Annotated in this window: 24 protein-coding genes, 1 tRNA gene and 1 pseudogene; 13 read left to right on the forward strand and 13 right to left on the reverse strand. The window is 74.6% G+C overall.

Going from position 1 to position 25,169, the window contains the following annotated elements:
- Nucleotides 1-23 precede the first annotated feature (23 nt).
- Nucleotides 24-176, reverse strand: a complete 153-nt coding sequence (locus OG207_RS11005; RefSeq protein ID WP_329098144.1) for a hypothetical protein — start codon at nt 174-176, stop codon at nt 24-26.
- Here OG207_RS11005 and OG207_RS11010 point away from each other — a divergent pair.
- A pseudogene (locus OG207_RS11010) lies at nt 140-481 on the forward strand (dihydrolipoyl dehydrogenase); the annotation flags it as partial. The gene OG207_RS11005 and the pseudogene OG207_RS11010 overlap by 37 nt on opposite strands.
- Nucleotides 482-584: 103 nt before the next feature.
- Nucleotides 585-1,904, forward strand: coding sequence for a M14 family zinc carboxypeptidase (locus tag OG207_RS11015; protein ID WP_402694618.1), 1,320 nt, complete (start codon nt 585-587; stop codon nt 1,902-1,904).
- Between the two features lie 35 nt (nt 1,905-1,939).
- Here the strand turns inward: OG207_RS11015 and OG207_RS11020 are convergent, their stop codons facing one another.
- From OG207_RS11020 to OG207_RS11030, 3 genes are all read right to left on the reverse strand, one after another.
- Nucleotides 1,940-2,785 (reverse strand): 2OG-Fe(II) oxygenase, encoded by an 846-nt coding sequence (locus tag OG207_RS11020; RefSeq protein WP_329098145.1) that lies wholly within the window; start codon nt 2,783-2,785, stop codon nt 1,940-1,942.
- 103 nt (nt 2,786-2,888) lie between these two features.
- The gene (locus OG207_RS11025) at nt 2,889-3,401 is read right to left on the reverse strand and encodes a GNAT family N-acetyltransferase (RefSeq protein ID WP_329098147.1); all 513 of its coding nucleotides are present in this window, start codon (nt 3,399-3,401) and stop codon (nt 2,889-2,891) included.
- 61 nt (nt 3,402-3,462) lie between these two features.
- Nucleotides 3,463-4,026, reverse strand: a complete 564-nt coding sequence (locus OG207_RS11030) for a DUF1707 and FHA domain-containing protein (protein ID WP_329098149.1) — start codon at nt 4,024-4,026, stop codon at nt 3,463-3,465.
- Nucleotides 4,027-4,136: 110 nt separating this feature from the next.
- Here OG207_RS11030 and treZ point away from each other — a divergent pair, with 110 nt between their 5' ends.
- Nucleotides 4,137-5,882, forward strand: a complete 1,746-nt coding sequence (treZ, locus tag OG207_RS11035) for a malto-oligosyltrehalose trehalohydrolase (protein ID WP_402694619.1) — start codon at nt 4,137-4,139, stop codon at nt 5,880-5,882.
- Nucleotides 5,883-5,885: 3 nt separating this feature from the next.
- Here the strand turns inward: treZ and OG207_RS11040 are convergent, their stop codons facing one another.
- Together OG207_RS11040 and OG207_RS11045 are read right to left on the reverse strand one after the other, a co-directional pair.
- Complete coding sequence (locus OG207_RS11040; protein ID WP_329098151.1) at nt 5,886-7,010, reverse strand: aminopeptidase P family protein; 1,125 nt, start codon at nt 7,008-7,010, stop codon at nt 5,886-5,888.
- Nucleotides 7,007-7,231, reverse strand: a complete 225-nt coding sequence (locus tag OG207_RS11045; RefSeq protein WP_329098154.1) for a hypothetical protein — start codon at nt 7,229-7,231, stop codon at nt 7,007-7,009. The genes OG207_RS11040 and OG207_RS11045 overlap by 4 nt, the downstream gene beginning before the upstream one ends.
- 681 nt (nt 7,232-7,912) lie before the next feature.
- Here OG207_RS11045 and OG207_RS11050 point away from each other — a divergent pair.
- Nucleotides 7,913-8,071 (forward strand): hypothetical protein, encoded by a 159-nt coding sequence (locus OG207_RS11050; RefSeq protein WP_329098156.1) that lies wholly within the window; start codon nt 7,913-7,915, stop codon nt 8,069-8,071.
- Between the two features lie 481 nt (nt 8,072-8,552).
- Nucleotides 8,553-8,625 (forward strand) — tRNA-His (locus OG207_RS11055).
- A 72-nt stretch (nt 8,626-8,697) separates the two neighbouring features.
- On the opposite strand, the gene OG207_RS11060 is transcribed toward OG207_RS11055, so the two are convergent.
- On the reverse strand, nt 8,698-9,453 hold the full coding sequence (locus OG207_RS11060; RefSeq protein ID WP_329098157.1) for an alpha/beta fold hydrolase: 756 nt from the start codon (nt 9,451-9,453) through the stop codon (nt 8,698-8,700).
- Between the two features lie 72 nt (nt 9,454-9,525).
- On the opposite strand from OG207_RS11060, the gene OG207_RS11065 reads away from it, so the two are divergent.
- Nucleotides 9,526-10,233, forward strand: coding sequence for a hypothetical protein (locus OG207_RS11065; RefSeq protein WP_329098158.1), 708 nt, complete (start codon nt 9,526-9,528; stop codon nt 10,231-10,233).
- On the opposite strand, the gene OG207_RS11070 is transcribed toward OG207_RS11065, so the two are convergent.
- Together OG207_RS11070 and OG207_RS11075 are read right to left on the reverse strand one after the other, a co-directional pair.
- The gene (locus tag OG207_RS11070; protein ID WP_329098160.1) at nt 10,220-12,280 is read right to left on the reverse strand and encodes a phosphocholine-specific phospholipase C; all 2,061 of its coding nucleotides are present in this window, start codon (nt 12,278-12,280) and stop codon (nt 10,220-10,222) included. The two genes, OG207_RS11065 and OG207_RS11070, sit on opposite strands and share 14 nt — an antisense overlap.
- 342 nt (nt 12,281-12,622) lie before the next feature.
- Nucleotides 12,623-12,751, reverse strand: a complete 129-nt coding sequence (locus OG207_RS11075) for a hypothetical protein (protein ID WP_329098162.1) — start codon at nt 12,749-12,751, stop codon at nt 12,623-12,625.
- A gap of 301 nt (nt 12,752-13,052) precedes the next feature.
- Here OG207_RS11075 and OG207_RS11080 point away from each other — a divergent pair, with 301 nt between their 5' ends.
- The 7 genes from OG207_RS11080 (at nt 13,053) to OG207_RS11110 (ending at nt 21,302) form a co-directional block, all read left to right on the forward strand.
- The gene (locus OG207_RS11080) at nt 13,053-15,482 is read left to right on the forward strand and encodes a GTPase-associated protein 1-related protein (RefSeq protein WP_329098163.1); all 2,430 of its coding nucleotides are present in this window, start codon (nt 13,053-13,055) and stop codon (nt 15,480-15,482) included.
- 4 nt (nt 15,483-15,486) lie between these two features.
- Entirely contained in the window at nt 15,487-15,693 is a 207-nt protein-coding gene (locus OG207_RS11085) for a hypothetical protein (protein ID WP_329098165.1), read from the forward strand.
- 126 nt (nt 15,694-15,819) lie between these two features.
- The gene (locus OG207_RS11090; RefSeq protein ID WP_329098167.1) at nt 15,820-16,854 is read left to right on the forward strand and encodes a 3-oxoacyl-ACP synthase III family protein; all 1,035 of its coding nucleotides are present in this window, start codon (nt 15,820-15,822) and stop codon (nt 16,852-16,854) included.
- Nucleotides 16,851-17,606, forward strand: coding sequence for a glycosyltransferase family A protein (locus tag OG207_RS11095; protein ID WP_329098169.1), 756 nt, complete (start codon nt 16,851-16,853; stop codon nt 17,604-17,606). The genes OG207_RS11090 and OG207_RS11095 overlap by 4 nt, the downstream gene beginning before the upstream one ends.
- Nucleotides 17,606-19,099, forward strand: a complete 1,494-nt coding sequence (locus tag OG207_RS11100; RefSeq protein WP_329098171.1) for a class I adenylate-forming enzyme family protein — start codon at nt 17,606-17,608, stop codon at nt 19,097-19,099. Before OG207_RS11095 ends, OG207_RS11100 begins: the two co-directional genes overlap by 1 nt.
- Before the next feature lie 116 nt (nt 19,100-19,215).
- Nucleotides 19,216-20,385 (forward strand): cytochrome P450, encoded by a 1,170-nt coding sequence (locus OG207_RS11105; RefSeq protein WP_329098173.1) that lies wholly within the window; start codon nt 19,216-19,218, stop codon nt 20,383-20,385.
- Nucleotides 20,382-21,302 carry an NAD-dependent epimerase/dehydratase family protein gene (locus OG207_RS11110; protein ID WP_329098175.1) on the forward strand — a complete coding sequence of 307 codons (921 nt, stop codon included), beginning with the start codon at nt 20,382-20,384 and terminating at the stop codon, nt 21,300-21,302. The genes OG207_RS11105 and OG207_RS11110 overlap by 4 nt, the downstream gene beginning before the upstream one ends.
- On the opposite strand, the gene OG207_RS11115 is transcribed toward OG207_RS11110, so the two are convergent.
- From OG207_RS11115 to OG207_RS11130, 4 genes are read right to left on the reverse strand one after another with little or no spacing between them, the layout of a single operon-like run.
- Nucleotides 21,292-21,891, reverse strand: a complete 600-nt coding sequence (locus OG207_RS11115) for a GTP-binding protein (RefSeq protein ID WP_329098177.1) — start codon at nt 21,889-21,891, stop codon at nt 21,292-21,294. The two genes, OG207_RS11110 and OG207_RS11115, sit on opposite strands and share 11 nt — an antisense overlap.
- Nucleotides 21,878-22,252 (reverse strand): DUF742 domain-containing protein, encoded by a 375-nt coding sequence (locus tag OG207_RS11120; protein ID WP_329098179.1) that lies wholly within the window; start codon nt 22,250-22,252, stop codon nt 21,878-21,880. Before OG207_RS11120 ends, OG207_RS11115 begins: the two co-directional genes overlap by 14 nt.
- Nucleotides 22,252-22,668, reverse strand: a complete 417-nt coding sequence (locus tag OG207_RS11125) for a roadblock/LC7 domain-containing protein (protein WP_202199133.1) — start codon at nt 22,666-22,668, stop codon at nt 22,252-22,254. The genes OG207_RS11120 and OG207_RS11125 overlap by 1 nt, the downstream gene beginning before the upstream one ends.
- Entirely contained in the window at nt 22,665-25,040 is a 2,376-nt protein-coding gene (locus tag OG207_RS11130) for a sensor histidine kinase (protein WP_329098182.1), read from the reverse strand. The genes OG207_RS11125 and OG207_RS11130 overlap by 4 nt, the downstream gene beginning before the upstream one ends.
- Nucleotides 25,041-25,169: the final 129 nt, after the last annotated feature.

Raw genomic sequence — 25,169 nt, forward strand, 5'->3', positions numbered from 1 at the left:
GCGGAGCCGGAGCGGGCCGCCGCTCAGTGCGGCGGCCCGCAGGGGCCCGGCTCCGGCGCGGCGGCCCGGGCGCCGATCAGCTCCGCGAAGGCGGCCACGGCTCCGGCCAGCGGATCGTCGAAGGGGACGACGATGACCAGCCCCGCAGACCGCCGCCGTCGGGCTGACGGAGGCACAGGCCCGCGAGGCGGCGTACGACGACGTGGTGGTGAACACGATGCCGCTGACCGCCGTGGCCAAGGGCATGGTGCACGGGCAGGGCGGCACGGTGAAGGTGGTCGCGGAGCGGTACGGGCGGGTGCTCGGCGTGCACCTGGTGGGTCCGCACGTGTCGGAGATGATCGCGGAGAGCCAGCTGATCGTGGGCTGGGACGCGGAACCGGGCGATGTGGCGCGGCACGTCCACGCCCACCCCACGCTGTCGGAGGCGGTCGGGGAGGCCTTCCTCAGCCTGGCGGGCCGCGGTCTGCACCAGCGGTAGCCCGGACCTCCGGTGCCGCGCCCCCGGGCCTTGGCCAGGGGTTTCCCCCGGAGTTCGGGGAACTGCGGCGCCCGCGGAGCAGTAGGCGGCGGGCCCCCGGGGCATGGCATCCCTTGTGACCCTCCACCGTGACATGCGCTACCCCACACCGCGGGAACTCGGGCTCGCCGCCCGCGCTCTGGCGGACGAACACCCCGGCGAGGTCCGGCTGCGGCAAGCCGGCACCTCACGGGCCGGGCAGCCCCTGTGGGTGCTGTCCGTCGCCGCCACGGGCGGCGCCCCGGGCGGCGGGGCCGACCGCAACGTCCTCGTCGTCGCCGGGGCGCACGCCAACGAGCCCGTCGGCGGCGCCACCGCCCTCTCGCTCGCCCGGCGCGTCCTCGACGACCCGGCGCCGCGGGCCAGTTGCGGCTGGCACTTCCTGCTCTGTGCCGACCCGGACGGCGCGGACCTGCACCGCACCCCCCACCCGTACTCGCTGCTGGACTACCACCGGAACTTCTTCCGGCCGCCCGGCCCCGAACAGCCCGAGTGGGCCCCGTCCTTACTGCCCCCGGACCGACTGCCGCCCGAGACCCTGGTCCTGATGGCGCTCATCGACGAACTGCGGCCCGTCCTGCAGGCCTCCCTGCACGCCACCGACCTCGGCGGCTCCTGGGTGCAGCTCACCCGGGACGTGCCCGGCCTCGCCGAGCCGTTCGGCACATCGGCCGCCGAGCTGCGCATCCCGGTGGAGAACGGGGCCTCGGACGCGGCGGGCTGGCCCTCCCCCGGGCCGGGGATCTTCGTGATCCCGCAGCCGGGCAGCGAGGCTGCCGGGGCCTTCCACCCCGAGGACACCCGGCTGAGCACCTGGTACCACGCCCACCGCTACGCCGGCACGACCGCCATCGTCGAAGTCCCCATGTGGGCCTCCGACCTGGTGGACGATCCGACCCCGCACCCGGACCCGCCCGGCGCCCTGCGGATGCTGGCCGAGCGGCTCACCGCGGACGCCGCGCTCGTCGCCGCGGTCCGGGGCCGCGACGACGTACGGCCGGGTCCGCAGACGTCCGGGGACCCGGCCGCGGCGCCCCTGCTGCGCGCGGTGGACTGGACGCTCGCGCTGATCCCCCGGATCGCCGCCGAATGGACGGCCGCGGCTCCCGCGGAGGCCACGGCGGCGTACATCGCCAGCATCGACGCCTTCGGGCGACGGCTGTCGCTGCGCGCCGCCGCGATGCTGCTGCGGGTGCTGCGCGCCCAGGGGCATCCGGCGGCGCCCGGGCTGGACCGGCTGGTCACCGGGTGGTGCGAGGACTTCGCGGCCCGTTTCGGGGCCCGCTGGGTCCCGGTGGCCACCCAGGTGGAACACCAGTCACGGATCGTCCTGGCCGCCTACGACCGCCTCGTCGCGGCCGACCGCGCCGAACGCACGGGCTGAGCAGGCGGGCAGGCCGGGTGGGCGGCGAGCGGCGGTCAGGGCCTGGACGGGCCCGGGAGGGCGTCGGGGCCGGGTGGCGGCAGTGCCACCGGCCTGGCCCCGTCGTGGTCCTCCTCGGCGTCGTGGAGGGGGCGGGTGCCCTCGGCCGCGTCCGCCAGCCACTGCCAGACGTACGGCCGGTCGGCGTCCGGTCCCGCGGCGGGCTCCCCGCCGGAGATCCACGTCGTGAGGGTGAACCGGTGGTCCGAGAACCGTCCGCTCGGGCAGGTGGACGGCACGACCTCGTGAAAGGCGCCGGAGGGGAAGAAGACGATGGTGTCGTGCTCGGGCTCGATCGTGCGGTAGGACTCCCCCGGCCTCGCCCTGCCTTCCTCCACCACGGTGTCGTACAGGCGGAGTTGGCCGCCGCCGAACCCGCGCGGCCTGCGGTGCAGGTAGTACACGGCGGACAGCGCCGTGCCCACGTCCCGAACGCGTGAGGCGTCCGTGTGCAGGCCGAAGTGCCCGCCTTCACCGTGCGCCGTCAGGACGGTCAACGACCGTGCGAGCGACGCCCGGTGGCCGAGGACCTCCTGGACGAGCGGCAGACAGTCGGCCAGGTGTGCGCTGAACACCTCGCTGGTCACGGGAAGGACCAGCGAGTCGTGCCCCTTGCGGGACACCTGTCCGGTCAGGGGATCCAGGACGGTCCCCGCCGTGAAGTCCTCCCCCCGCGATATCGCGTACTCCAAGAGGGCGGCGGCGCGCTCCTCCCCCAGGAAGTTCTCGAAACGGCAGACCGGTGCCGGTACCGCGAGCGCGGGGGACCACCGGTCGGAGGGCGGCACGACTCGCGGGCTGATTTCCATCGGCGTGGCTGGTTCCATCGTGTATCCGCTCATAGCCCGGAACCGTACGACGGCGGCCGCCCGCGCCGAAGGAGCACGAGGGGGCGCACAGAAGTGCAGGGCGCACGCCCGCGTCGGGGCGGCCGGCGCGGCCCGGTCAGCAGGAAGCGGAACCGGGCCCGGGGGGTGTCCCGTCCTGGCCCCCGGAGGGCTCCACCCCCAGGGAATAGCGGTACTTCGGCCGCCCGGTGGCACCGAGCCGGTCGTAGAAGCGGATCGCGCCCTCGTTCCAGTCCGGGGTCTGCCACTGGACCTGGTCGAGGCCGAGCTCGTGGGCCAGGCGCGTCACGCCGCCCATCAGGGCGGTGCCGAGGCCGTGGCCGCGGGCCGCCTCCGCCAGGTAGAGGCAGTCCATGTGCAGGTAGTGCCGGGCGTCCCAGAAGGAGAACTCGGCGGAGCAGGCGGCGTATCCGGCGACCGTGCCGTCCGGGGCTTCGCCGAGGAGCACCCACAGCCGGGCGTCCTCGGCGAAGAGCTGTGGGCCGAGCCGCTCGGCGAGGTCCGGCGGGCGCGGCACCGACTTCTCGTACGCCACGTGCTCGTGGACGAGTTCGACCAGGCGGGGCAGGTCCCCGACGCGTGCGCGGCGGACGACGGAGGTGTGTTCCATGACCCCATCCTGCGCGCCGGCCCCCGGCGGCGGACCGGCGGGGCACCCGCGGAGGGTTCCCTCAGCTGGACGAGAGCCGGAAGGCCATGTTCCCGAAGCTGACCTGGTCCCCGTCGCGGACCACTGCGGAGCCGGTCACCCGGTGCCCGTTGACCGTGGTCCCGTTGGTGGAGCCGAGGTCCTTCAGCACCCACACCCCGCCCTGCAGTCTGAGCTCCGCGTGCGCCCGCGAGACCGTCTCGTGGCTGAGCCGCAGCCCGTTGCCGGGGTCGCGGCCGATCCGCAGGGCCGCCGCGCTCGGATGCGGCAGCAGCAGCTTGGGCAGGCGCTCGGCGTTCCAGGCGCGCCGGACCCCGACGGACACGGCCGAGACGCGGCCGACCCAGCCGAACAGCCGACGGGTCCAGGGGCTTTCGGACCCCTGCCGGGACTGGAGGTCGGACGTGAGCACGGCGAGGTCTTCGGAGCGGCGGGCGACCAGGGCGAGTTCCATCCGGCGCAGGAAGGTGTCGTGGGACAGCTTGCCGAGGGCCGCGCCCTCCCGGAGCTGGCCCAGCGCCCGGTCGCGCTCGGCGTCGGACAGCCGCGGCGCGGGGAAGGCGGGGATCTCGAAACTGGACGTCACAGGGTGATTGTCGGCCCGTCGGGGCCGGAGTGTCCAGAACTCCCCCGCCACGCCCCCGATGATGGGCACGATACGCATGCTGGACACCGCCGCCGACGAGGGGACCGTCCGTGCAGTTCGAGGTGTGGGCACCACTGACAGGTCACGTCGCCATGCTGCTTGACGGGGCGACGTACGACATGGCGCGCGATCCGGACCGGGACGGCTGGTGGACCGCCGGGGCCCCGGCCGCCGACGGGAGCCGCTACGGGTTCCTGCTCGACGGCGACGGCCCCCGGCCGGACCCGCGCGGGCGCCGGCTGCCCGACGGGCCCGACGGCCTGTCGGCGGTGGTCGATCTGGCGGCCCTCGCACCGCGGCCGGTGCCACCGCCGCACACCCGGCTCCAGGACGCGGTCCTGTACGAGCTGCACATCGGCACCTTCACCCCCGAGGGCACCTTCGACGCGGCCGCCGCCCGGCTCGGACACCTCACCGCCCTCGGCGTCACGCACGTGGAGCTGATGCCGGTCTGCTCCTTCGCCGGCCGGCACGGCTGGGGGTACGACGGGGTGGCGCCCTGGGCGGTGCACGAACCGTACGGCGGCCCGGCCGGTCTGGCCCGCTTCACGGCCGCCGCCCACGGGGCGGGGCTGGGCGTGGTGCTGGACGTGGTCCACAACCACCTGGGCCCGTCCGGCAACCACCTGCCTGCCTTCGGCCCGTACTTCACCGACACCCACCGCACCCCGTGGGGCTCCGCGGTGAACCTGGACGCGGCCGGCTCCGACGAGGTGCGCGCCTACCTGCTCGGCAGCGCGCTGGCTTGGCTGCGCGACTACGGGATCGACGGGCTGCGGCTCGACGCCGTGCACGCCCTGGCCGACGACCGGGCGCTGACTTTCCTGGAGGAACTCTCCGCGGCCGTCGACGAACTGGCCGCGGACACCGGCCGCCCGTTGTTCCTGATCGCCGAGTCCGACCGCTGCGACCCGCGCACCACCACCGCGCGCGCCGCCGGGGGCCTGGGCCTGCACGCCCAGTGGAACGACGACTTCCACCACGCCCTGCACTGCGCGCTGACGGGCGAGTCCCAGGCGTACTACGCCGACTTCGCCGCAGCCCCGCTCGCCGCCCTCGCCAAGACCATGACCCGGGTCTTCTTCCACGACGGGACCTGGTCCTCCTTCCGCGGCCGTACCCACGGCCGCCCGGTGGACCACCGTCGGACCCCGGCCCACCGCTTCCTCGGCTACACCCAGACCCACGACCAGATCGGCAACCGGGCGCTCGGCGACCGGCTCTCCGCCTCGCTCTCCCCCGGGCTGCTGGCGTGCGCCGCGACGGTGGCCCTGACCGGGCCGTTCGTGCCGATGCTCTTCATGGGTGAGGAGTGGGGGGCCGGGACGCCCTGGCAGTACTTCACCGACCATCCCGACCCGGACCTCGCCGAGGCGGTACGGGCCGGCCGGCGCCGGGAGTTCGCGGCGCACGGCTGGAAGGCGGAGGAGGTGCCGGACCCGCAGGACCCGGCCACCCGGGACCGCTCCCGCCTGGACTGGGCGGAGCCCGAACAGGCCGGCCACGCCCGCCTGCTGGACTGGTACCGCACCCTGATCGCGCTCCGCCGCACCCATCACGACCTGCGCGACCCGGACCTGGCGGCGGTCCGGGTCGCCCACGACGAGGAGCGCCGCTGGCTCACCTTCCGGCGGGGCGACGTCCGGGTGGCCGTGAACCTCTCCCCGGACCCGGTGACGATCGCGCTGGGCCGCAACGGAGTACGGGTGCTGGCCTCCTGGGAGCCGGTCGACCACCCGGGTCCCGACGGGCGGATCCACGTGCCCGGCGAGACGGCGGTCGTCCTGGCCCCGTAGGGCTCACTCCACGACGGCGAGCTCGTGCGGGGCGTTGTTGAGGCGGCGCCCGCCGTCCTCGGTGACGGTCACGATGTCCTCGATGCGGACGCCGAACCGGCCCGGCAGGTAGACGCCCGGCTCCACGGAGAAGCACATGCCGGGAACCAGCGGCTGCTCCTCGCCCTCGACCATGTACGGGGGCTCGTGGGTGGTGACCCCGATGCCGTGGCCGGTGCGGTGGATGAAGCGGTCCCCGTAGCCGAACTCGGTGATCACGGCGCGGGCGGCCCGGTCGATCTCCTGGCAGGAGACCCCCGGCCGGACCGCGGCCACGCCGGCCTGCTGGGCCTCGCGGACGATGTCGTGGACCCGCTGCTCCTCGGCGGTGGGCTCGCCGACGTGCACGGTGCGGGAGATGTCGGAGCCGTAGCCGAAGCGCAGGCCGCCGAAGTCGAGGACCACCATGTCGCCGCGGCGGATGACGCGGTTACCAGCCTCGTGGTGCGGATTGGCCCCGTTGGGGCCGGAGCCGACGACCGTGAAGTCGACCTGGGAGTGGCCGTGCGCGCGCAGCAGGCCGGCCAGGTCTTCGGCGACGTCGCTCTCCCGCCGGTCGGCGAAGGGGAGGTGGAGGACCTGCGCGTAGGCGGCGTCGGCGGCGGCCGCAGCTGCGGCGAGGCGCTCCAGTTCCCGCTCGTCCTTGACCGCGCGGAGCATGGGGAGGCAGTCGGTGAGCGGCGCGTAGGAGCTGTTCGGCAGTTCCCGCTGCAGGCCGAGAAGGTGCAGCGCCCAGGTGTTGTCGCTCACCCCGAAGCGCCCGCGGAAGTCCAGCAGCGGGGCGGTGACGGCGTACGGGTCCTTCCCGTCGGCCCAGTCCCGCAGGGTCAGCGCGGAGGCGCCCGGGGCCCGCTGCGCGTCGGGGGCCTCCAGCGCGGGCACGATGAGCACCGGGTCCTGCCCGGCGGCCAGGACGAGCAGGGTCAGCCGCTCGGTCTCGGCGGTGGGCCGGTACCCCGTGAGGTGCGTGAGGTCGGGTCCGGGGGCGATCAGCAGCCCGGCGAGTCCCGCGTCGGCGGCGGTCTGGGCGGCGGCAGCCATCCGGGCGGCGTAGTCATCGGCCGTGAAGGGTGCGGGTTCACGTGTCATACGGGTGATCCTGCCGCGAGCCGTGCGGCGAGGGCAGCGGCCACGCCGGTCGGGCTGCTCGGGGAGAGGAGCTCCGTGCGGTGCACCGGGCGCGGGGCCGACAGTGGTAGGGCGACCCCCGCACCGGCGGCCTGCGCCACGCGGCGCGGCAGCAGCACGGGGCCGTGCCCGGCGGCGGCGAGGGCGCACAGCGCGAGCAGGTCGGTGCCGTCGTGGCGCACGGAGGCGCGGGCGGCGGTGAGCGGCAGCCCGACGCCGGGGGCGTCGAGCCAGCGCGCGTCGGCGAGGTCGTCGACCAGGCCGAGGGGGTGTCTTGTCGGTCGGGCCGGCTCAGGGGGCGGTGTCCGGTGCCATGGGGCCTCCCCAGGCCCGCCAGGGCCGAGGGGAAGATCGCAAGGCCGAGGAGGGAGTCGACGCGGAGCGTCGGCGGCCGACGAGAACGCGGCGAGCGTGCGTGCCGGGCGCCGCGAGCCCGGCCTGATCGGCAAGCCCCCCTAGGTCACAGGCCCCGGTGGCGACGGCGGCGGGCACCTCGACCGGGGCAGTACCCGCAGGGTGACCCCGGTGGCGGGCAGCGCGGCGAGCAGCCGGGAGCCGACGGAGAGCGGGGAGGCGGCTCCGACACCCACGGCCCGCCCCCGGATCGCGGACGTACCGCGACCTCGAACCAGAGCGCGGGTTTCGGGGCCGCAGTACGACGCGCCGACCACTCCAGAGCCGGAGGGAGCGGAGTCAGCAGGCTGTGCAGACGGCTGCCGATCTGGGTAGCCGCGATAGCCAGCTTGTTGCCCGAAACCTACGATCACGAGGACCAGAGAGGCACCCTCGGCTGGCAGCCATCAAGGCCCGGGGCCTTTCGTTTTTGCCGCATGTACCCCGTCGCAGTAGGCGAAGGTGGGTACATGAAGATCAGGCGTGAAACCTGGAACCGCCTCCTGAAGCATCCCTGCGGCCAGTTCGCAGTCGTCACGGTACTGATGCTGATCCTTTTCGCGCTGGTCGGCCTCGGAGTGTCGTTCTTCCTCAATGTGCTCTTCGGCGATGACTGGATGGTCTTCTGACCGCAGTGCTTCCGGCCAAGGCCGTTGGGGTCTGTCGGCTGAACTGACGCGGTCAGCGAGCAGTTGCGGCGCCGCAGAAGAACGAAGCTCAGTGACATCACATGAGACCGGTGGCGTACCTCAACGCGTCAGCGGCAACGTCATGCGAGACCATCGGCGAATCCACCAAGGTCACCTGCGACAACGAGAACATCTCGCGAGACGGGACAGCGGGGAAGGTGCGGAGCAGGTGCGGATCCATGACCCAGGATCCCACCGGCGGGGCTCGTACGGTGCCCGCCGGGCTCGCTGGCCGAGGCCGCGCTCGGTGCGGAGCGGTCGATGGAGCGCTACCACTGCTCGTCCGGGCCGCCCCCGCCCCCGGGCCTCCTTCCGGCCCGGCCGGAAGCGGGCCCACCACCCATTAAGGCGTCGCGGGAGCACCCCTCTGATCGGCTATGCTGTGCTTGCACATCGAACGGGCGGTCCGCCGCCCTTCGTGGTGGGTGTAGCTCAGTTGGTAGAGCACCTGGTTGTGGTCCAGGTGGCCGCGGGTTCAAGTCCCGTCACTCACCCTGTCGATCCCGTGGGGTACGAGGTCTCCTCGTACCCCACGGGATTTTTCGTGTGCCCGGTTCGCCGCCCGGCTAGATCCGCAGGAAGGCCTCCACCGCGGTGACGAAGGCCACCGGGGTCTCGTGCGGCAGGTAGTGGCCGGAGCCCGGGACCGTCACGATCCGGCAGTCCGGGTAGGAGGCCCGCCAGGTGTCCCTCATCACATCCGCGGTGATCGCGAGGTCGTACTCCCCGACGAGGACGAGCACCGGGACGGTGTTGCCCTTCACTGCGGCGGACAGGTCGAGCGGCTGCCAGCTCGCGAGGTAGCCGGCGAAGGCCTCGGGGCGGGAGACGGCCAGCGAGTGGGCGACCATCCCGTCGAGCCAGTACCGACTCGCACGGTTGCCCGTGACCAGGTCGAGGATCACGCGGCGCTTCTCGGGATCGGTCGCGGCGCCGTGGAAGAGGGCGTGGTTCGCGTCGTCCATCACGTAGGGCCCGGCCGGGACCGGGGCGAGCCCGATCAGCTTCTCCACCCGCTCGGGGGCACGGACGAGGACCTGCTGGACCGCCTTGCCGCCCATGGAGTGGCCGAGGAGGGAGAAGGTGTCCCAGCCGAGCTGGTCGGCGAGTTCGAGGACGTCGTCGGCGATCTCGGCCAGGGTGTGGCGGCCGGGGACGTCGCGGCGGTCGCCGTAGCCGCGGTAGTCGAGGAAGACGTAACTGAAGCCCTCGGGGTCCAGGTGGTCCAGTACGGAACCCCAGTTCGCGGAGGTGCCGAACCAGTCGTGCAGCACGATGACGCGGACGGGTCCGGTGCCGATCCTGCGATGGGCGATGGCCATGCGTTCTCCCTCGGTGACGTGGCGAAGAAAACCGACGCCGGAGGTTCTGCCCAACGGATCTACCATCACACCGTGAACCCGATACCGCGCCCGCAGCCCCTGATCACGGGGGACTTCTCGCGACCGGACGGAGCGCGCCACCCGCACCATCCCGGGACGTACGTGATCAGCGATCCGACCGAGATCGGCGCGGTGGAGGCGGCCCGGCGGCAGGACGCCGCCGACCACCCCGTCGACGACACGTTCGACTGCATGTGCCGGGAGGACCTGCACGCGGAACACCGCGGACCGCAGGCGCGGCGCCTGCTCGACCCGCTGTCCCAGGGCGGCATCCCCGCCCGGCACCGCGCGCGGTGGGTGGCCGCGGCGCCCGCGGAGCTGCGGGAGTACGCCGCGGCCCTCGCCGCGGGCGAGGAAGGGCCCCGGGCGCCGCACGGGGTGCCGCCGGCAACGCTGTTCAGCTGGCTGGGCGCCGTACGGGACGAGCCCCGGGACGCGGCGTGGCTCCTCGCGGAACGGGCCCCCGCGCGGCTGCTGGCCGCAGCTGCGACGGAGCAACTCGCCTGGGGAGTGCGGGAGACGGACCGGGCCGGCCTGGACGGGGCCGTGCGGTTCTTCGCGAGCGAAGCGTTCACCACCCGGCACCCGAAGCGGCGCCGGGTGCCCGACACCGCGCGGGACCGCCTGCTGCGGCACGCCCGCAGCCACCGTCCCGCGGACCTCGCGGTCCTGGAACGGCGGCTGCTGCGCGCACCGGAGGACCGGATCAGACGGTCCTGATGGCCGGGTCCGAAACGCCCGGGGCGCCGGTCTCCACGTGTCCGGCGAAGCGGCGCAAGAAGGTGGCGTCGGCGTCGGAGACGACCTTCACGTCGTACCAGCGGCCCGAGGCGACGAGGTCCACCGTGTGGGAGACCGTCGCGCCGGCCGCCACCCTGAGGGTCTGGGCCGCGCCGCCGTAGGTGTTGGTCACCGTGAGGTTGACGGCCGCCGTCCCGGAGTTGGTCAGCGTCAGGGCCAGGTTGCCGGTGGCCGCCGAGTGGCGGGCCGTGACCTCGGGGCCGGCCTTCTTCGCCGGGCCCTTCCAGGTGCGCAGGAAGCCGTTCGGGCCCCACACCGTGAGGTTGATCTGGTTGCCGGTGGAGCTGCTGGTGGACCAGGTGTCGACGAGCGTCTTGCCCGCCTCGACCGTGTAGGGCCAGGGGCCGTCCGTGCGGTTGCCCGAGGTGCTGTGGAAGTGGGCGCCCAGGGTCGGTCCGGAGGCGAAGGTGAGGGTGAACTTGCCGGTGGACGTGGTGCGTGCGCCGTCCACGTAGGGGCTGTAGCCGAGCGCGCGGGTCGGCTTGGACCCGGCCTCCTGCGGGGGCAGCACGCCCGTCACCGGCGGGGTCGGGTGGTAGGAGGGGTGGCGGTCCTTGTCCGGCGGGACGTACCCGGCCGTGGACGGCAGTGCGGCGGGCGCGGCATCGGCCCGGGTGAAGTCGAAGGCCGAGGTCAGGTCACCGCAGACGGCGCGCCGCCACGGGGAGATGTTGGGCTCCTGCACCCCGAAGCGCTTCTCCATGAAGCGGATCACGGAGGTGTGGTCGAAGGTCTCGGAGCAGACGTAGCCGCCCTTGCTCCAGGGGGAGACCACGATCATCGGGACGCGCGGGCCGAGCCCGTACGGTCCGGCCGCGTAGCCGCCGCCACCGGCGTAGAGGTCCTTCGACACGTCGGCCGTGGACAGGCCCCAGGCCGAGGAGGCCGGCGGGTACGGCGGGACCACGTGGTCGAAGAAGCCGTCGTTCTCGTCGTAGGTGATGAACAGGGCGGTCTTCGCCCACACCGCCGGGTTCGCCGTCAGCGCGTCCAGGACCTGCGAGATGTACCAGGCGCCGAAGTTCGTCGGCCAGTTCGCGTGCTCGCTGAACGCCTCCGGGGCGGCGATCCAGGAGACCTGGGGCAGCGTGCCGGCCGTCACGTCCGCGCGCAGCCGGTCGAAGTAGCCGTCGCCCGCCTTGACGTTCGTGCCCGTACGGGCTTTCTCGTACAGGGGGCTGCCGGGCTGGGCGCCCCGGTAGGTGTTGAAGTACAGCAGCGAGTTGTCACCGTAGTTGCCGCGGAAGGCGTCGTTGATCCAGCCCCAGGATCCGGCGGCGTTCAGGCCGTCGCCGATGTCCTGGTAGACCTTCCAGGAGATGCCGGCCGCCTCCAGCCGCTCGGGGTAGGTCTTCCAGCCGTAGCCGGCCTCCTGGTTGCCGAGGACCGGGCCGCCGCCGACGCCGTCGTTGCCGGTGTACCCCGTCCACAGGTAGTAGCGGTTCGGGTCCGTGGCGCCGATGAAGGAGCAGTGGTAGGCGTCGCACACCGTGAAGGCGTCGGCGAGGGCGTAGTGGAACGGGATGTCGTTCCGGGTCATGTACGACATGGTCGTGGCCGTCTTGGCCGGGACCCACTTGTCGTACTTGCCGTTGTTGTACGCCTGGTGGCCGCCGGCCCAGTCGTGGTTGAGCCCCTCCAGGAACTGCATGCCGAGGTCCTGGACCTGCGGGTGGAAGGGCAGGACGTCCTTCGTCCCGTTCGACTGGAAGAAGACCGGCTTGCCGTTGTCCTGGAGGACCGGCCGCGGGTCACCGAAGCCCCGGACCCCCTTCATCGCGCCGAAGTAGTGGTCGAAGGACCGGTTCTCCTGCATCAGGACGACGACGTGTTCGATGTCCTGGATCGTTCCGGTGGTGCCCTGCGCCGGGATGGCGGCGGCCCGGGCGATGCTGTCGTTCAGCATCGTGAGGGCGGCGGCGCCACCGGTTATCTGCAGGAACCTGCGACGGTTGAGTTCTGCCATGGGGTGACGACCTCTGTGGGTGAGGGGGGAGTCGAGGGGCGCCCCAAGGACAGCGGGCCCGGGGTACTGGACGGAGATCGCTCCGTGACACTGCGCCGTACAGCTGGAGAACGAAAGAGCCCACGGACGACCTGCACATCTGCTGAAATGACCTCGCACACACTGCACGGGGGGCGCAGGGCGATGGCCGGGACCGACTTCGGGCACGCCATCGGGCTGCCCCGCGCGCTCTCCGGACTGCCGCTGTCGCCGCTCGTGGGAGCGTACGGGGAACTCCTCGCCGCACAACAGACCATCGGATTAAGTCACTTGGGCGAACTACTGGTCCCGTCCGGCGGCCGCTTACGGGTGCTCGACGAGATCTTCGCCGTCGCCGGGCCCGGTCGGCTCCGGCACGTCGGCGCCGGCGTGCTGCGGTCGCTGCGCCGGGACCGGCACCGGCACCGGCACGGTGGAGCGCCCGGTCGACACCGCCGTCGCCCCTGGCCGCCCGTACTCCCTGCGCGGTTTTCTCCTCGGCGGCGGCGCCGCCTCCGTCCGGCTCGAAGAGCCTCCTCTCCCCTCCCTGGTGGTCCGCTGACATGACCTCCGTCGTCTGCCCCTACTGCTTCGACCGGTCCCCGTACCGATGCCAGATGTCCGCCACGGGGGTGCGCGGCGCCCATACCTGCAGCACCGAACTCGACACGATATGGACCGACTTCACGGGCCCGGGCGGCCGTGGCACTGGTGGTCGTGGCCGGGGTGGCCGTAACGGCTCCGAGGGGACGTCATGAATCTCGCCCAACTGCACTACACCTCGGCGCCGCCCGGTCCCGACGGCTCCGGTTTCCGGTTCACGGCCGTCAGCCCCGGGGTGCCGGCCACCCTGCTGCGCGAGGCGGAGCAGCTGATCGGCTACGAGCCGCCCCGGGACGCGCCGCCGCGTCCGGGGCCGCGGGAGCTGGCCGGCTTTCCGCAGGCGCTCAGCCTGAACGTGCTGGCCGACGGCAGCCGGCTGCTGGCGCGCTCGGTGTACACGGGCGCCGACCACAGCGGCCGGTGGGGCAATTTCCACGCCCACGCGGTGCACCTGCCGCAACCCGCCGGTTCCGGCCCGGCCGTGGGCGAGTTGCCGATCACCGCCTGGGGCTCGCCGCAGTGGGCCGCCACGACCCCGGAGGCCGGCGCTCCCGCGCTGGCCGCGGTACCCGCTCCGGGCCGCCTCGACCGGGCCGCGCTGGCCGCTTTCGTCGCCGACCGCGCACCTTGGCTGGCCGCCTTCTTCGCCGATGTGCGCCGGCTCGGCGAGGACCCGGACGCCCCGCAGATCGTGCTCGTGGAGGCGGACAGCGAGGCCGTCGCCCGCTGGATCATGCTCGCGTGCAGTGTGCTGCCGCACCAGCGGGGACAGTGGCTCACCTTCACCACTTACACCCGGCGGCCGCAGCTCGCCCGGCAGCAGATCATCGGGGTGGTGCCCGAGGACGGGCCCGTCCTCGCCGGGCAGGAGCACCGCTACCGGATCTACGACGCCACTCGCGCCGCCGCCCCCGCCGCCGGGGAGCCGGACGTGTGGGCCGACACCGCCGCCCGCGTCTGGCAGGCGCAGCGCCAGGACCTGGTCGCCCAGGTGCGGCGACTGACCACCGGGCCCTACGACGCGGGCCCGCTGGCCGCGCTCGCCCTGGCCGCGGACATCGCCCTGCCCTCCCCCGGCCGGATCGCGGCCGCCGACTGGGCCGCCGGGCACCGGAACGCGCTGGACGACGTACGGCTGCACGCGCTGGCGCTGGCGCTGGGCCGCCCGGCCGGGGACCGGGACCCGGTGGAGGTCGCCGCGGCCGGGCGGCTGCTCGCGGCCCTGGACGGCTGGGCCCCGCCCGCGGTGTGCGAACCGCTGGTGGTCATGACCCTGACCGAGGCCGTACGGACCGGGGCGCCGCCCACGGCCCTGCCCACCGCGGGCGCCCTGGGCGCGGCCGTCCGCGGGCGGCTGGCGGCGGAACTGGAACCGGGCCTGCGTGCGGCGCTGGGCGGCACGGCGACCGAACCGGCCCACTCGGCCGGCCTGTTGCGGGTGGCCTCGGTGCTCGGGGTGGACGTGGGCGACCTGCTGCCCGGTACGGCCCGGCAGTTGGCGCTCGCGCTGCTCGCCGATCCGGAGCGTGCGTACGGGGCGGGCGTGCGGGCCGCGCTGGCCGAACTGCCCGGGCTGCGTGCCCTCGTGCTCGACCGGCTGGACTCGCTCGCGGCGGGCGATCCGGCCGCCGGACGGCACCTGTTCGACCGGACCGGACTGCGGCTGACCGCGGCCGATGCGCGGCCGCACCTGCGGATGTGCGCCGAGGCCGCGGCGGTGGCCGAGCCCGCCCCGGACCGGGTCGGAGCCCTGAACGCCCTGCTGGCCCGCTCGGGCGTCTCGCTGTACGCGGAGCCACTCGTGCTGCGGACCGCGATGCGGCTGGTGTGGGAGGGGGACCCGCCGGGGGCGGGCGATGCCGCGCTGGTGCTGATGGCGACCGGGCCGAAGGCCCACCGGGAGGCCGGAACCTGGGAGTTGCTCGTACGGGCGGCCGTGCGGGCCCCGGCCGGGGACACCGGGGCCGAGCAGCTGGCACCGGAGCTCCTCGGGCAGTTCCAGGAGGAGATCCCGGCCCGGCTACGGCCGTCGCTGCTGATGCTGGAGCTGGCTCGGAACCTGCGGTCGGGCTCGGCGGGCGCGGGCTGGGTCCGCCGGGCGCTGGACCTGCGGTCGCTGGATCCGGAGCCGGGCCCGCGGGAGAGCGCGTACGCGGCCCTGTGCGCCCGGCTGCTGGCCGGGGACCGGCCGGACAGCGAGCTGCGGGCGCTGATCGAGAGCAACGACGCGGAGCTGTTGGCCGCCTACCGGGCGGCGGCGCGCACACCGGCGGTCCGTGATCGGCTGCGGTTGGATCCGGGCTTCGTCGCGGACTGCTTCACGGCGTGGTCCTCTCAGCCGCAGGCCGGCCCGGCCTGGCAGGAGGCCCGCACGGACCTGCTCGACGGGGTGCTGCGGCCGGCCGTACGGAGCCTGGCGGCGAAGGAGCTGGCAGAGGTGGCGGAGTCGCTGACCCGGCTGGACGGGCGGTGGGCCGACGAGTTCCGCGGCTGGCAGCGGCCGAGTGCCTTCGGCCGCCTGCGCGAACGCTTCGCAGGGCGCCGCTCCGGCCGTGCCGGCGCCGGTGGGAACGGGGGCTGATCTCGTGGATCCGGAGCCGATCGCCCGGGTCCTCGCCACGCTCATCGGGGTGGTGGCGGTCGCCGTGTGCCTCGGGTACGGGCCGTGGCGGTTCCTGGCGCCGGCCCTGTCGGCCGCCCGGGCCGCCTTCCGGACGCGTCCGCCGGGCGGCACCGACCCGCGGATCACCCCGTACGCCGGTCCCGCCTCACCTCAGGTAAACGGGCCCTGACCGTCGCGGGGTTGGCCGGGAGGCGAATCGGGTGCTCGCCGTACTCAGGCGGGCCGTGCAGCCGGTGGCGCCGAACTGAGCATCCGTACTCAGGCCCCGGCGCGGCCGGCTTGTCATCGTGTGTGCATGTTCCTTCAGCCATCTGATCCGCTGCCGCGCGCCGCGCTGCGCGCCGGGATAACCGCCGTCGGCAGCCTGCTGCCCGACGAGGTGCTGTCCTCCGACGCCCTTCAGCGGGAGGTGGCGCGCCGCAGTGGACTGGCGCTGCCTCCGAGGCTGCTGACCCAGGCCACCGGGATCGTCTCCCGCCGGGTCGCCGGCGAGGGCGTGTACGCCTCCACCCTCGCGGTGGGCGCCGCCCGCCGGGCCCTGGCGGCCGCCGGACTCGGTCCGCTCGACGTCGACCTGCTGCTGTTCGCGTCCGCCTCCCGCGACCTGGTGGAGCCGGCCACCGCGCACATCGTGCAGACGGAGCTGGGCTCGCGGGCCCACGCCCTGGACGTCACCAACGCCTGCAACAGTTTCGTCAACGGGATCGACCTCGCCCGCTCCATGATCCTTGCCGGGCGGGCGCGACGGGCCCTGGTGGTCACCGGCGAGACGCCGAGCCGGGCCGTGCGCAAGGACCCGGCCGATCTCGCCGAACTGCGCGACGGCTTCGCCGGGTACACCTTTGGCGACGCGGGGGCGGCGGTGGTCGTGGAGGCCGTGGAGCGCGGCGGGATCGTCGACGTGGACACCGAGACCCATTCGGAGCACTGGGGGGTCGGGGGCATCCCGGGCGGTGGGTCACGGCACCCGCGCGGGGACGCGTACACGTACTTCCGCGGCGACGGGCACGAACTGCGGGGCGTCTTCGAGAAGGTGGGCACCGCGGTCATCGACCGGACGCTGCACCGCACGGGCATGGACTGGGACGGCTTCGCCAAGGTACTGGTGCACCAGGTGACGGTGCCGTATCTGGAGCGGTTCGCGGAACTGACCGGGGTGCCCGCCGGGAAGCTGGTGGTGACGGTGCCCGAGCTCGGCAACGTCGCGAGCGCGAGCATCGGCCTCCAGCTGGACCGGGTCTTCGGGGAACTCGTGCCCGGGGAAAGGGTGTTGTTCGTGGGTCTCGGCGGCGGCATCAGCATCATGACGATGGTCTGGGAGAAGTCGTGAGCGCCGCGACCGCGCCGATGTGGGTGGTCGTGCCCGCGCACGAGGAAGAGGCCCGGCTGGCCGACACCCTGCGGGCGCTCGCCGCCCAGCGGGACCGGGACTTCACCCTGCTGGTCGTCGACAACGCCTCGACGGACGGTACGGGCGCGGTGGCCCGCGCGTTCGCGGCCGGCGCGCCCTTCCCGGTGGAGGTGATCGAGGAGCCGGAGAAGGGGGTCGGCTCCGCGGTGGACACCGGGTTCCGGTACGCGATCGGCCGCGGCGCGGCCCTGCTCGCCCGGACGGACGCCGACTGCCTGCCGCGGCCCGGCTGGACCGGCGCCGCCCGCAGCGCGCTGCACCGCAGCCCCGGGCTGGTGTGCGGGCGGATCGTGGCCCGCCGCGACGAGCACGGACCGCTGGGCCGGGCCGGGTTCGGCGCGCTGGTGGCCCTCGCCGCGCTCTTCGGCCGGCTGCGGCCCGAGCACGCCCGGCGGCGCGGCTACCGGGCGCCGTACCGCATGCACGCCGGGAACAACATGGCCATCACCGCCGAGCTGTACCTGGGCGTCGGCGGAATGCCCCGGCGCCCCTCACCGACCGACCGGCTCTTCCTCAATGCCGTACGCCGCCACAGCGACCGGATCACGCACTGCCGGGACATGGTCGTGGAGAACTCCACGCGGCGGCTGCGGGCCTACGGGATCGCCGGCACCGCCCGCTGGTACCTCGACCAGGGCAGCGGCACGCACGGAACGGACGACCCCCGCTGATGTTGGACCACCTCGACCGCGCGCTGCGCAGCCGCCCCGAGCGGCCCGCCGTGCTCACCGCCACCCGCACCGGTGCGCCCCGGGTGCGCGCCACCCGCGGCGAACTCGCCGGGCTGGCGGACGCCTTCGCCGCGGCCCTGCACGCGCGCGGGCTGCGCGCCGGGGACACCGTCGGCGTCGCCGTGCGCCCCGGGCCGCGCGCCCTGGCCGTCCTGCTCGCGCTGTGGCGGCTCGGGCTGCGCGGGGCCGTACTGGACCCGGGCGCCGGACCCGACGTGCTGCGCGCCCGCCTCGCGCTGGCCCGGCCCGCGCTGGTGCTGGCCGACGCGACCGCGCAGGCGGTGGCGGGCTGGGCCCGGCCGCTGGCCCGCCGGGCCCACCTCGCGCTGCCTGACCTGGCCGGGCTGGGCCCGGTGGCCACGGTCGGGCCCCGGCTGCCGGGCTGCGCGCCCGCGCTGGACCTGGGCGCGCCCCGCCGGGGCGTGCCCGCGCCGGGCGCCGACCTGGACGGGGACGCCGACGCGGTGATCGTGTTCACCTCCGGGACCACCTCCCTGCCGCGGGCCGTCGTCCACACCCGGGCGAGCCTGGCCGCCGGCATGAGCACGGTCTCCACCCTCTTCGACGCGTGCGGGGACCGGCCGGTGCTCGGCGGCACCTTCTTCGTCCTCGTCCCCTCGCTGGCGCGCGGCGCGGCCGTCGCCCTCCCCGCGGGCGACTCCCGGGTGTTGGCCCGTCAGCTGCACCGGCTGCGGCCCGAGGACACCTATCTGACCCCGCCCCGGCTGCGGGACGCGCTGGGCGCGGGCGCCCGCTTCCACGGCCGGGTGTGGACGGGCTCGGCACCGGCCGGCGCCGGGCTGCTGGAACGCGTGCGCGCGGCGGGCGCGGCCGAGGCCTGGGGGGTGTACGCGCTGACCGAGCTGTTCCCGGCCGCCGCGGTCGAGGCGCGGGAGAAGTCCGCGTTCGAGGCGGCCGGGGAGTCCGGCGACCTGGTCGGGGCGCCGCTCCCCGGGGTACGCGCCGAGCCGGACGGGAACGGACAGCTGTTGCTGTCCGGCCCCGCGGCCCGCCACCGCTACCTCGGGGAGGAGCCCGACCCGTGGGTGCGTACGGGCGACCGGGCTCGGCTGGACGGCGCGGGCCGCATCGTCCTCGAAGGCAGGAGCAAGGACATGGTGCTGCGCCGGGCCGAGAACATCTACCCGGGGCTGTACGAGCCCGCCCTGCACGTGCCGGGCGTGGAACTGGCCGTGCTCGTCGGAATCCCGGCCGGCGACGGTGACGAACGGCTGGTCGCCGTCGTGCAGCCGCAGCGCGGCGCGGACGAACGGGCCCTGCGCGCCGCCCTGTCGGAGCCGGTCCGGCGGATGGGCACGGCCCGGCCCGACGCCCTGCTACTCACTCGGATCCCGCTGTCGGGGCGCTCGCGCAAACCGGACCGGGCGGCGACGGCCGCGCTGGCGGCGCGCCGACTGGGCCGCGCGCGGTGACGGCCCGCGCCGCCGGGCCGGGGACCCGCGTCACGGCCGGTTCCGGGGCCGCGCCCCCGGAGCCCTCCCCGACCGCTCCTACCCGGTCCGCCGATTCCACGGAGGTTCGCCCCCCGATGAGCACCACCGCCCACGCCCACGCCCGTGCCCGCCGCCGGGACCGCCGGGTCTATCTGCACAGCCATCCCTTGTTGTTCGGGCTGCTCGCCGCCACCCGCGGGCGTCCGGTGCGCCGGCTCGGCCGGACCCTGCTGGTGCACGGCCCGGAGGCCTACCGCCAGGCGCTGACCCGGCTGCCGCTCGACCGAACGGCGGCCGGTACGACGGGCGCCGCCGCGCGGACGGCCCTGCGCGACGGCGGGATCGGGTCCGGGTCCGGGTCCGGGGGCGTGCTCTTCGACCAGGAGGGCGACGGGCACCGGATGGACCGGCGGGGCCTCGCGGGCTCGCTGGGCAGTGCCGTGGTCGAGGACCTCCGCTCGCTCTGGCAGCCGTTGCTCGTACGCCGTCTCGCGCCGCTGGACCGGGGCGGCGAGGTGGACCTCGTCGACCTCGCGCGGGAGCTCTCCGGGTCGGTGGTGTGCGCCCTGCTGGGGTCCGGCGCCGACCCGCGGGAGGTCGCCGGGGCCGCGGCCGAAGCAGCGGCAGCCGCCGTACGCAGCCATCTGCCGGGGCCGCGCCGCCCGCGCGCCGAGGCCGCCGCGGCCCGCGCCGCCGATCGGCTCCGCCTGCTGCTGGGGCCCGGCGGCGAGGCCCTGCCGGCGATGCTGGCGGTCGCCGCCGTCAACACCACCGTCGCCGCGCTGCCCCGGGCGGTGGCCTGGTGCGCCGACGCGGGACTGTGGGAGCAGGCGGCGGACGGGGCCCTGCGGCCGGTGCTCGCCGACGAGCTGCTGCGGGTCACGGCGGCCTCGCCGCTGCTGCCCCGGGTGGCCGCGGCGGACGGCGCCGTCGGCGGCTGCCCGGTGCGCGGCGGCGACCGGTTGGTGCTGGTGGCCCGGCACGCGGCCGGGGCGCACCGCCGCAACCCGGACGCGCTGCGGCCCGCCGGTCCGGCCGTGGACCGGCTGGTGTTCGGTGCCGGACCGCACGCGTGTCCCGGGGCCCGGCTGGCCCGGGCCCAACTGGCCGACGTCCTCGGTGCGCTGGCCCCGTACCGGCCGGTGGTGACGCGGGCCCGGGTGGACCGGGGGGCGGCACTGCCCGGCTGGCGCGTGCTCACCGTACGGGCCGGGGGCCGCGCGGCCGGTTCCTACGGGGCCGGGGCCTACGGGGCCGGGGCGTGATCGCGGTCACGGGTGCGAGCGGCTTCTGCGGCGGGCACGTCGCGCGGGCCGCCGCGGCGGCCGGGGCCGAGGTGGTGTGCCTGGGCCGCAGACCGGGCCCGGTGGGCACGCACCGCTTCTGGGACGCCGCCGCGGAGCCGCCGGACCTGGCGGGCGTGGACCTGGTGGTGCACTGCGCGGCGGCCGTCGGCGATCCGGCCCCCGGCTCGCGGGCCGCGGCGCTGATGCGCGCGGTCAACGTGGACGGCACCGAGCGGCTGCTCGGAGCGGCGGGCGGGCGGCCCGTGGTGTGGGTGAGCAGTGCGAGCGTCTACGATCCGCGGCCGGGCCGCGGCCTGGTCGACGAGGAGCACCCGCGCGCCGGGCAGTTGAACGCCTACGGCCGGACGAAGGCGGCGGGCGAGGCCCTGGCGCTGGCCGCCGGGGCGGTGGTGCTGCGCCCCCGGGCCGTCTACGGGCCGGGCGACACCACGCTGCTGCCCCGGCTGCTCTCCCGGGTCCGGGCGGGCACCCTGCTGCTGCCCGGCCCGGACGTGCCGCTCAGCCTCACCGCGGTGGAGAACCTGACGCGGGCCTGCCTGACGGCGGCGGGCTGGGTGCCGGGCGCGTACAACATCGCCGACGGGGAGCCGTACGGCCGCGACGCGGCGGTCGCCGCGGTCCTGCGCGCCCACGGCGTCCGGGCCCGGATCCGGCACCTCCCGCTGCCGCTGGCCGCCGCGGCGGCCCGGGTCGCGGAGGCCGTGGCGGCGGTGTCCGGGTCCGAACCGGCCCTCAGCCGGTACGCGGTGGACCAGCTGGCGCACCCGGTGGTCCTGGACCTCGCCCGGGCCCGGGCCCAGGGCTGGGCCCCGCACCGGAACCTGGCGGACCACCTGGCCTCGGTGACCGGAGCCCGGTCGGGGCTCAGCCGCTGACGCCCGCCGGGGCCTGCGCCTTGGTGATGAGCAGGTCGAGCAGGGCGAGCAGGGAGCCGCGGACGTCCGTACGGGAGCGTGCGTCGAGCATGAGGACGGGCGTGCTCGGATCCCGCAGGTGCAGCGCCGCTCCGATCTCCTCGGCGGTGTAGGGCTGTTCGCCGTGGAAGCAGTTGGCGCCGACCACGAAGGGCAGTCCGCGGCTCTCGAAGAAGTCCACGGCCGGAAAGCTGCGGTCCAGGCGCCGGGTGTCGACCAGCACGATCGCTCCGAGCGCCCCGTTCAGCAGGTCGTCCCACATGAACCAGAAGCGTTCCTGGCCGGGCGTGCCGAACAGGTAGAGGACCACACCGGCGTCGGTGAGGGTGAGCCGGCCGAAGTCCATCGCCACGGTGGTCACCGTCTTGGACTCGATGCCGTCGAGATCGTCGACGCCGATGCCGGCGGACGTCAGCCGTTCCTCCGTGCGCAGCGGCTCGATCTCGGAGATCGTCTCCACCAGGGTCGTCTTCCCGACCCCGAACCCACCGGCGACGAGGATCTTGACCGGGGCCGGTTCCTGCGGGGCGGTCGTGTCATATCCGGGCAAGGCTGTCCCTGATTCTCATGAGCAGGTGGACGTCGGTGGTCTCGGCGACCGCCAGGGGCGGCCGGTGGTGGATCAGCCCGCGGTCGGCGAGTTCACCGAGGAGCAGCGTCATCGGGGTGAGGCGGATGTGCATCCGTGCCGCTATCTCGGCGACCGCCCGCCCGCCCGGCGGCGCGCACAGGGCGAGGATCTCCTGCCACTCGGTGGGCAGGGTCCCGTCCACTTCGCCGTCGGCCGCCGCCGTGATGGTGGTGTCCATGGTGAGGACGGTGTGCGCGGCGGCCGTACGCCCGTCGGTCAGGGCGTACAGCCGCGTCCGGCGGCGGACCGGGGGCTGCGATCGTGGCTCGTCCTGCGGCATTACGCGGACGGCTGGCCGCGCTCGGGGGTGCCCAGCCACTCGCCGAGCGCCTGGGCGGTCCGTACGGCCTCGCCGCCCAGCTCCCCGAGCCGCGCCTTGCGGGAGGTCACCACGATGAGCGTGCTGCCCTCGCCGCATCCGACGATGCAGAGGTACCGGTCGTCCATCTCGACCAGTTGGCGGATGACGCGACCGCCGTCGATCTCCCGGGATATCGCCTTCATGGTGGACGCGATGCCGGAGGCCGCGGCCGCCATGCGCTCGGCCTGGGGCTCGTCGAGCAGGTAGGCGCTGAGCTTGATGCCGTCGTTGGAGAGCAGCACGGCTCCCTGGACGCCGGCGATCCTGCTCAGGTTGTTGTCGAGGACGCTGTAGATCGCGTCGTTGGCTGCCGTGGTGTTCGGTGAGGTGGTCATGGCTGATCCCGTCGGAGCTCTTCTTCCACTGTCTGGGTCCCCTGTTCGTAGTCCGCCCAGGCATCGGCCACCTCTTCGGGTGTCGCGTTGTCGGGCCGGACGACGCTTTCCTGCGCGCGGGGCTCGCGCAGCTGTTCGGCGATGTGGGTCTGCGGGACGCGCTCCGGGAGGGCGGGGCGGGCCGCGGGTGCGGGTACGGGTACGAGTGCGGGCACGGCCGCGGGCGCTGCGGGCACGGCCGCGGGTGCCTTCGCACGACGGCTCGGCAGCCCGGCGCTCGTGTGTACGAGCGGCTCGGGCTCGGGCTCGGGGGCGGGCTCGGGCGCCGGGGCGGGCTCGGGCGCCGCGGGCAGGCTCGGCACGGCGGCGGCCAGGGCCAAGGTCGGAGCCGGAGCCGGAGCCGGGAGCAGCTCCAGGACCCGGGCCTGCGGCTCGATCTCGCGGGGAGCCTGCTCATCGGTCGCCACCAGCAGCTGCCTGGGCAGGATCACCACCGCCGTGGTGCCCCCGTACACCGAGCGGCGCAGGGTCACGGTCGCGCGGAGCTGGTCGGCGAGGTGCCCGACCACGAAGAGCCCGAGCCGGTGCGCGTTCTGCGCCAGCACGGAGTACGGCGGGGCCTCGTGCAGGCGCCCGTTCATCTCCTCGTAGCGCTCGGGGCTCACCCGCGGACCCCGGTCCTCGATCTCGACCGACAGCCCGTCCGTCACCAGTTCGGCGCGGATGACCACCTTGGACTTCGGCGGGGAGAACCGGGTGGCGTTGTCCAGTAGTTCCGCGAGCAAGTGGCTGATCTGGCTGATCGCGCTCGGTTCAACGCTGGTCTCGTCCAGGGCCTGCCGCTCGATGCGCCGGAAGTCCTCGACCTCCGCGGCCGCTTCGCGCAGCAGGTCGGCGACGCGCATGGGCTCGGTGTGCGGGTCGGGGACCTCGCCGCCGGCCAGGATGAGCAGGTTCTCGATCTGCCGCCGCATGCCGACCGTCAGTTGGTCGGCCCGCATCAGCTCGGCGAGCAGTGCCTCGTCGTGGCCGAAGGTGTCCTGGAGGTCCTCGGTGAGGCTCAGCTGGCGGCTGACCAGGTTCCCGGTGCGCGAGGCGATGCCCGAGGCGAACAGGCCGAATCCGTGGCGCTCGGCGGCGAGCTCGCGGTGTCCGTCGACGGACACCGCCACGGCCCGGGCGAAGGCGTCGCTGATGCGTCCGACCTCGTCCCGGTCGCCGGTCACGGTCGGCAGGGCCCCGGGGTCCACGGACTGCCCGCGCCGGAGCCGGGCGACGACCTCGGGAAGGGTCTCCTCGGCCACGGTCACCGTGCGTTCGTGCAGGTCGTTCATGCGGCGGAGCACCGACCGGGTGGTGAAGACGACCACGATCACGACGGCCAGCAGTCCGCCGGCGCTGCCCAGGATCAGCCAGGCGACCTCGGCCTGTAGGTCGTCGGCCTTGGCCTCGCCGCGGGCGAGCACCGAGCGCGCCAGGTCGATGTTGAGCGTGGTCATCTGCACCGAGAAGGTCGCGTGCGCGGGGGACCAGCCGCTGGTCTCGGCGGGCAGCCTGATGCCCGTGGCGATGTCCTTGTGCCCGGAGAGGACCGCGCTCTCGATGCGCGTCTTGGTCTGCCAGTCCGGGGAGCCGACGACCCGCTCGTAGGACCGCTGGTCCCGGGCCGTCAGGTGCGGCACGATCAGCGCCTCGTGCAGGTACCGCTGGGCGCCCAGGGCACTGACGAACTGGTCGTAGCCGACGTAGCTCAGGTCCCCGGACGGCCCGGCCAGCGCCAGGACGGTGTCCTCGCGCGCCACCATCTCGGTGGCCTGGAGCATCGACACCACGGGACGGCTCGCCTGGGCGAGTTCGGCGTCCTCTGCGTGGCTGAACTCCTGCTGGTAGACCTGGATGACCTTGCCGATCACATCGGAGTAGTAGGCCAGGGTGCTGTCGGCGGAACCGCTGCGGGTGTCCGCGCGCTGCCGGTGATCGGCCAGCTTCTCCAACAGCCTGGTCACGTCAACGAAGGACCGCGAGGGATCGACCGCGAGTCGGCGGAACTCGGCCGCGGCCAGGTCCGTGGCATCGCGGCGGGCGCGCAGTTCGCCCTCGGACCTGTCGGCACCCGCCCACCGGGCGGCGGTGGCCGTCCGCTCGGCCTGCATGTCGACCATGAGCGTGTAGAGCGGCGCGCCGACCTGTTCGGCGGCCGCCACGTCGGACCGCAGCTTGTCCGCCTGGGCCAGCAACCGTTCCGCGGTCACCGTCACTTGGGTGCCCATCGCGACGGTGGGGACCACCGCCAGCCAGATCAGCAGGGTGCGCAGGCGCACGGTACGCCGCCGACGGGTCGTCGACTGCCGACGTATGCCTTCGGGTTCCATGGGAGACATCGGTCCTCGCGAGCGGGGGACGGCGGGAGGCCGATCATAACCAGACACGGCGGAGATTCGGATAGGTGTCTGCAGGGGCCGAAGCGTGCTAGTTCCGGGAAATCATCGCAGGCCAGAGAT

The organism is Streptomyces sp. NBC_01439 (genome assembly GCF_036227605.1).
Classification (GTDB): Bacteria; Actinomycetota; Actinomycetes; order Streptomycetales; family Streptomycetaceae; genus Streptomyces.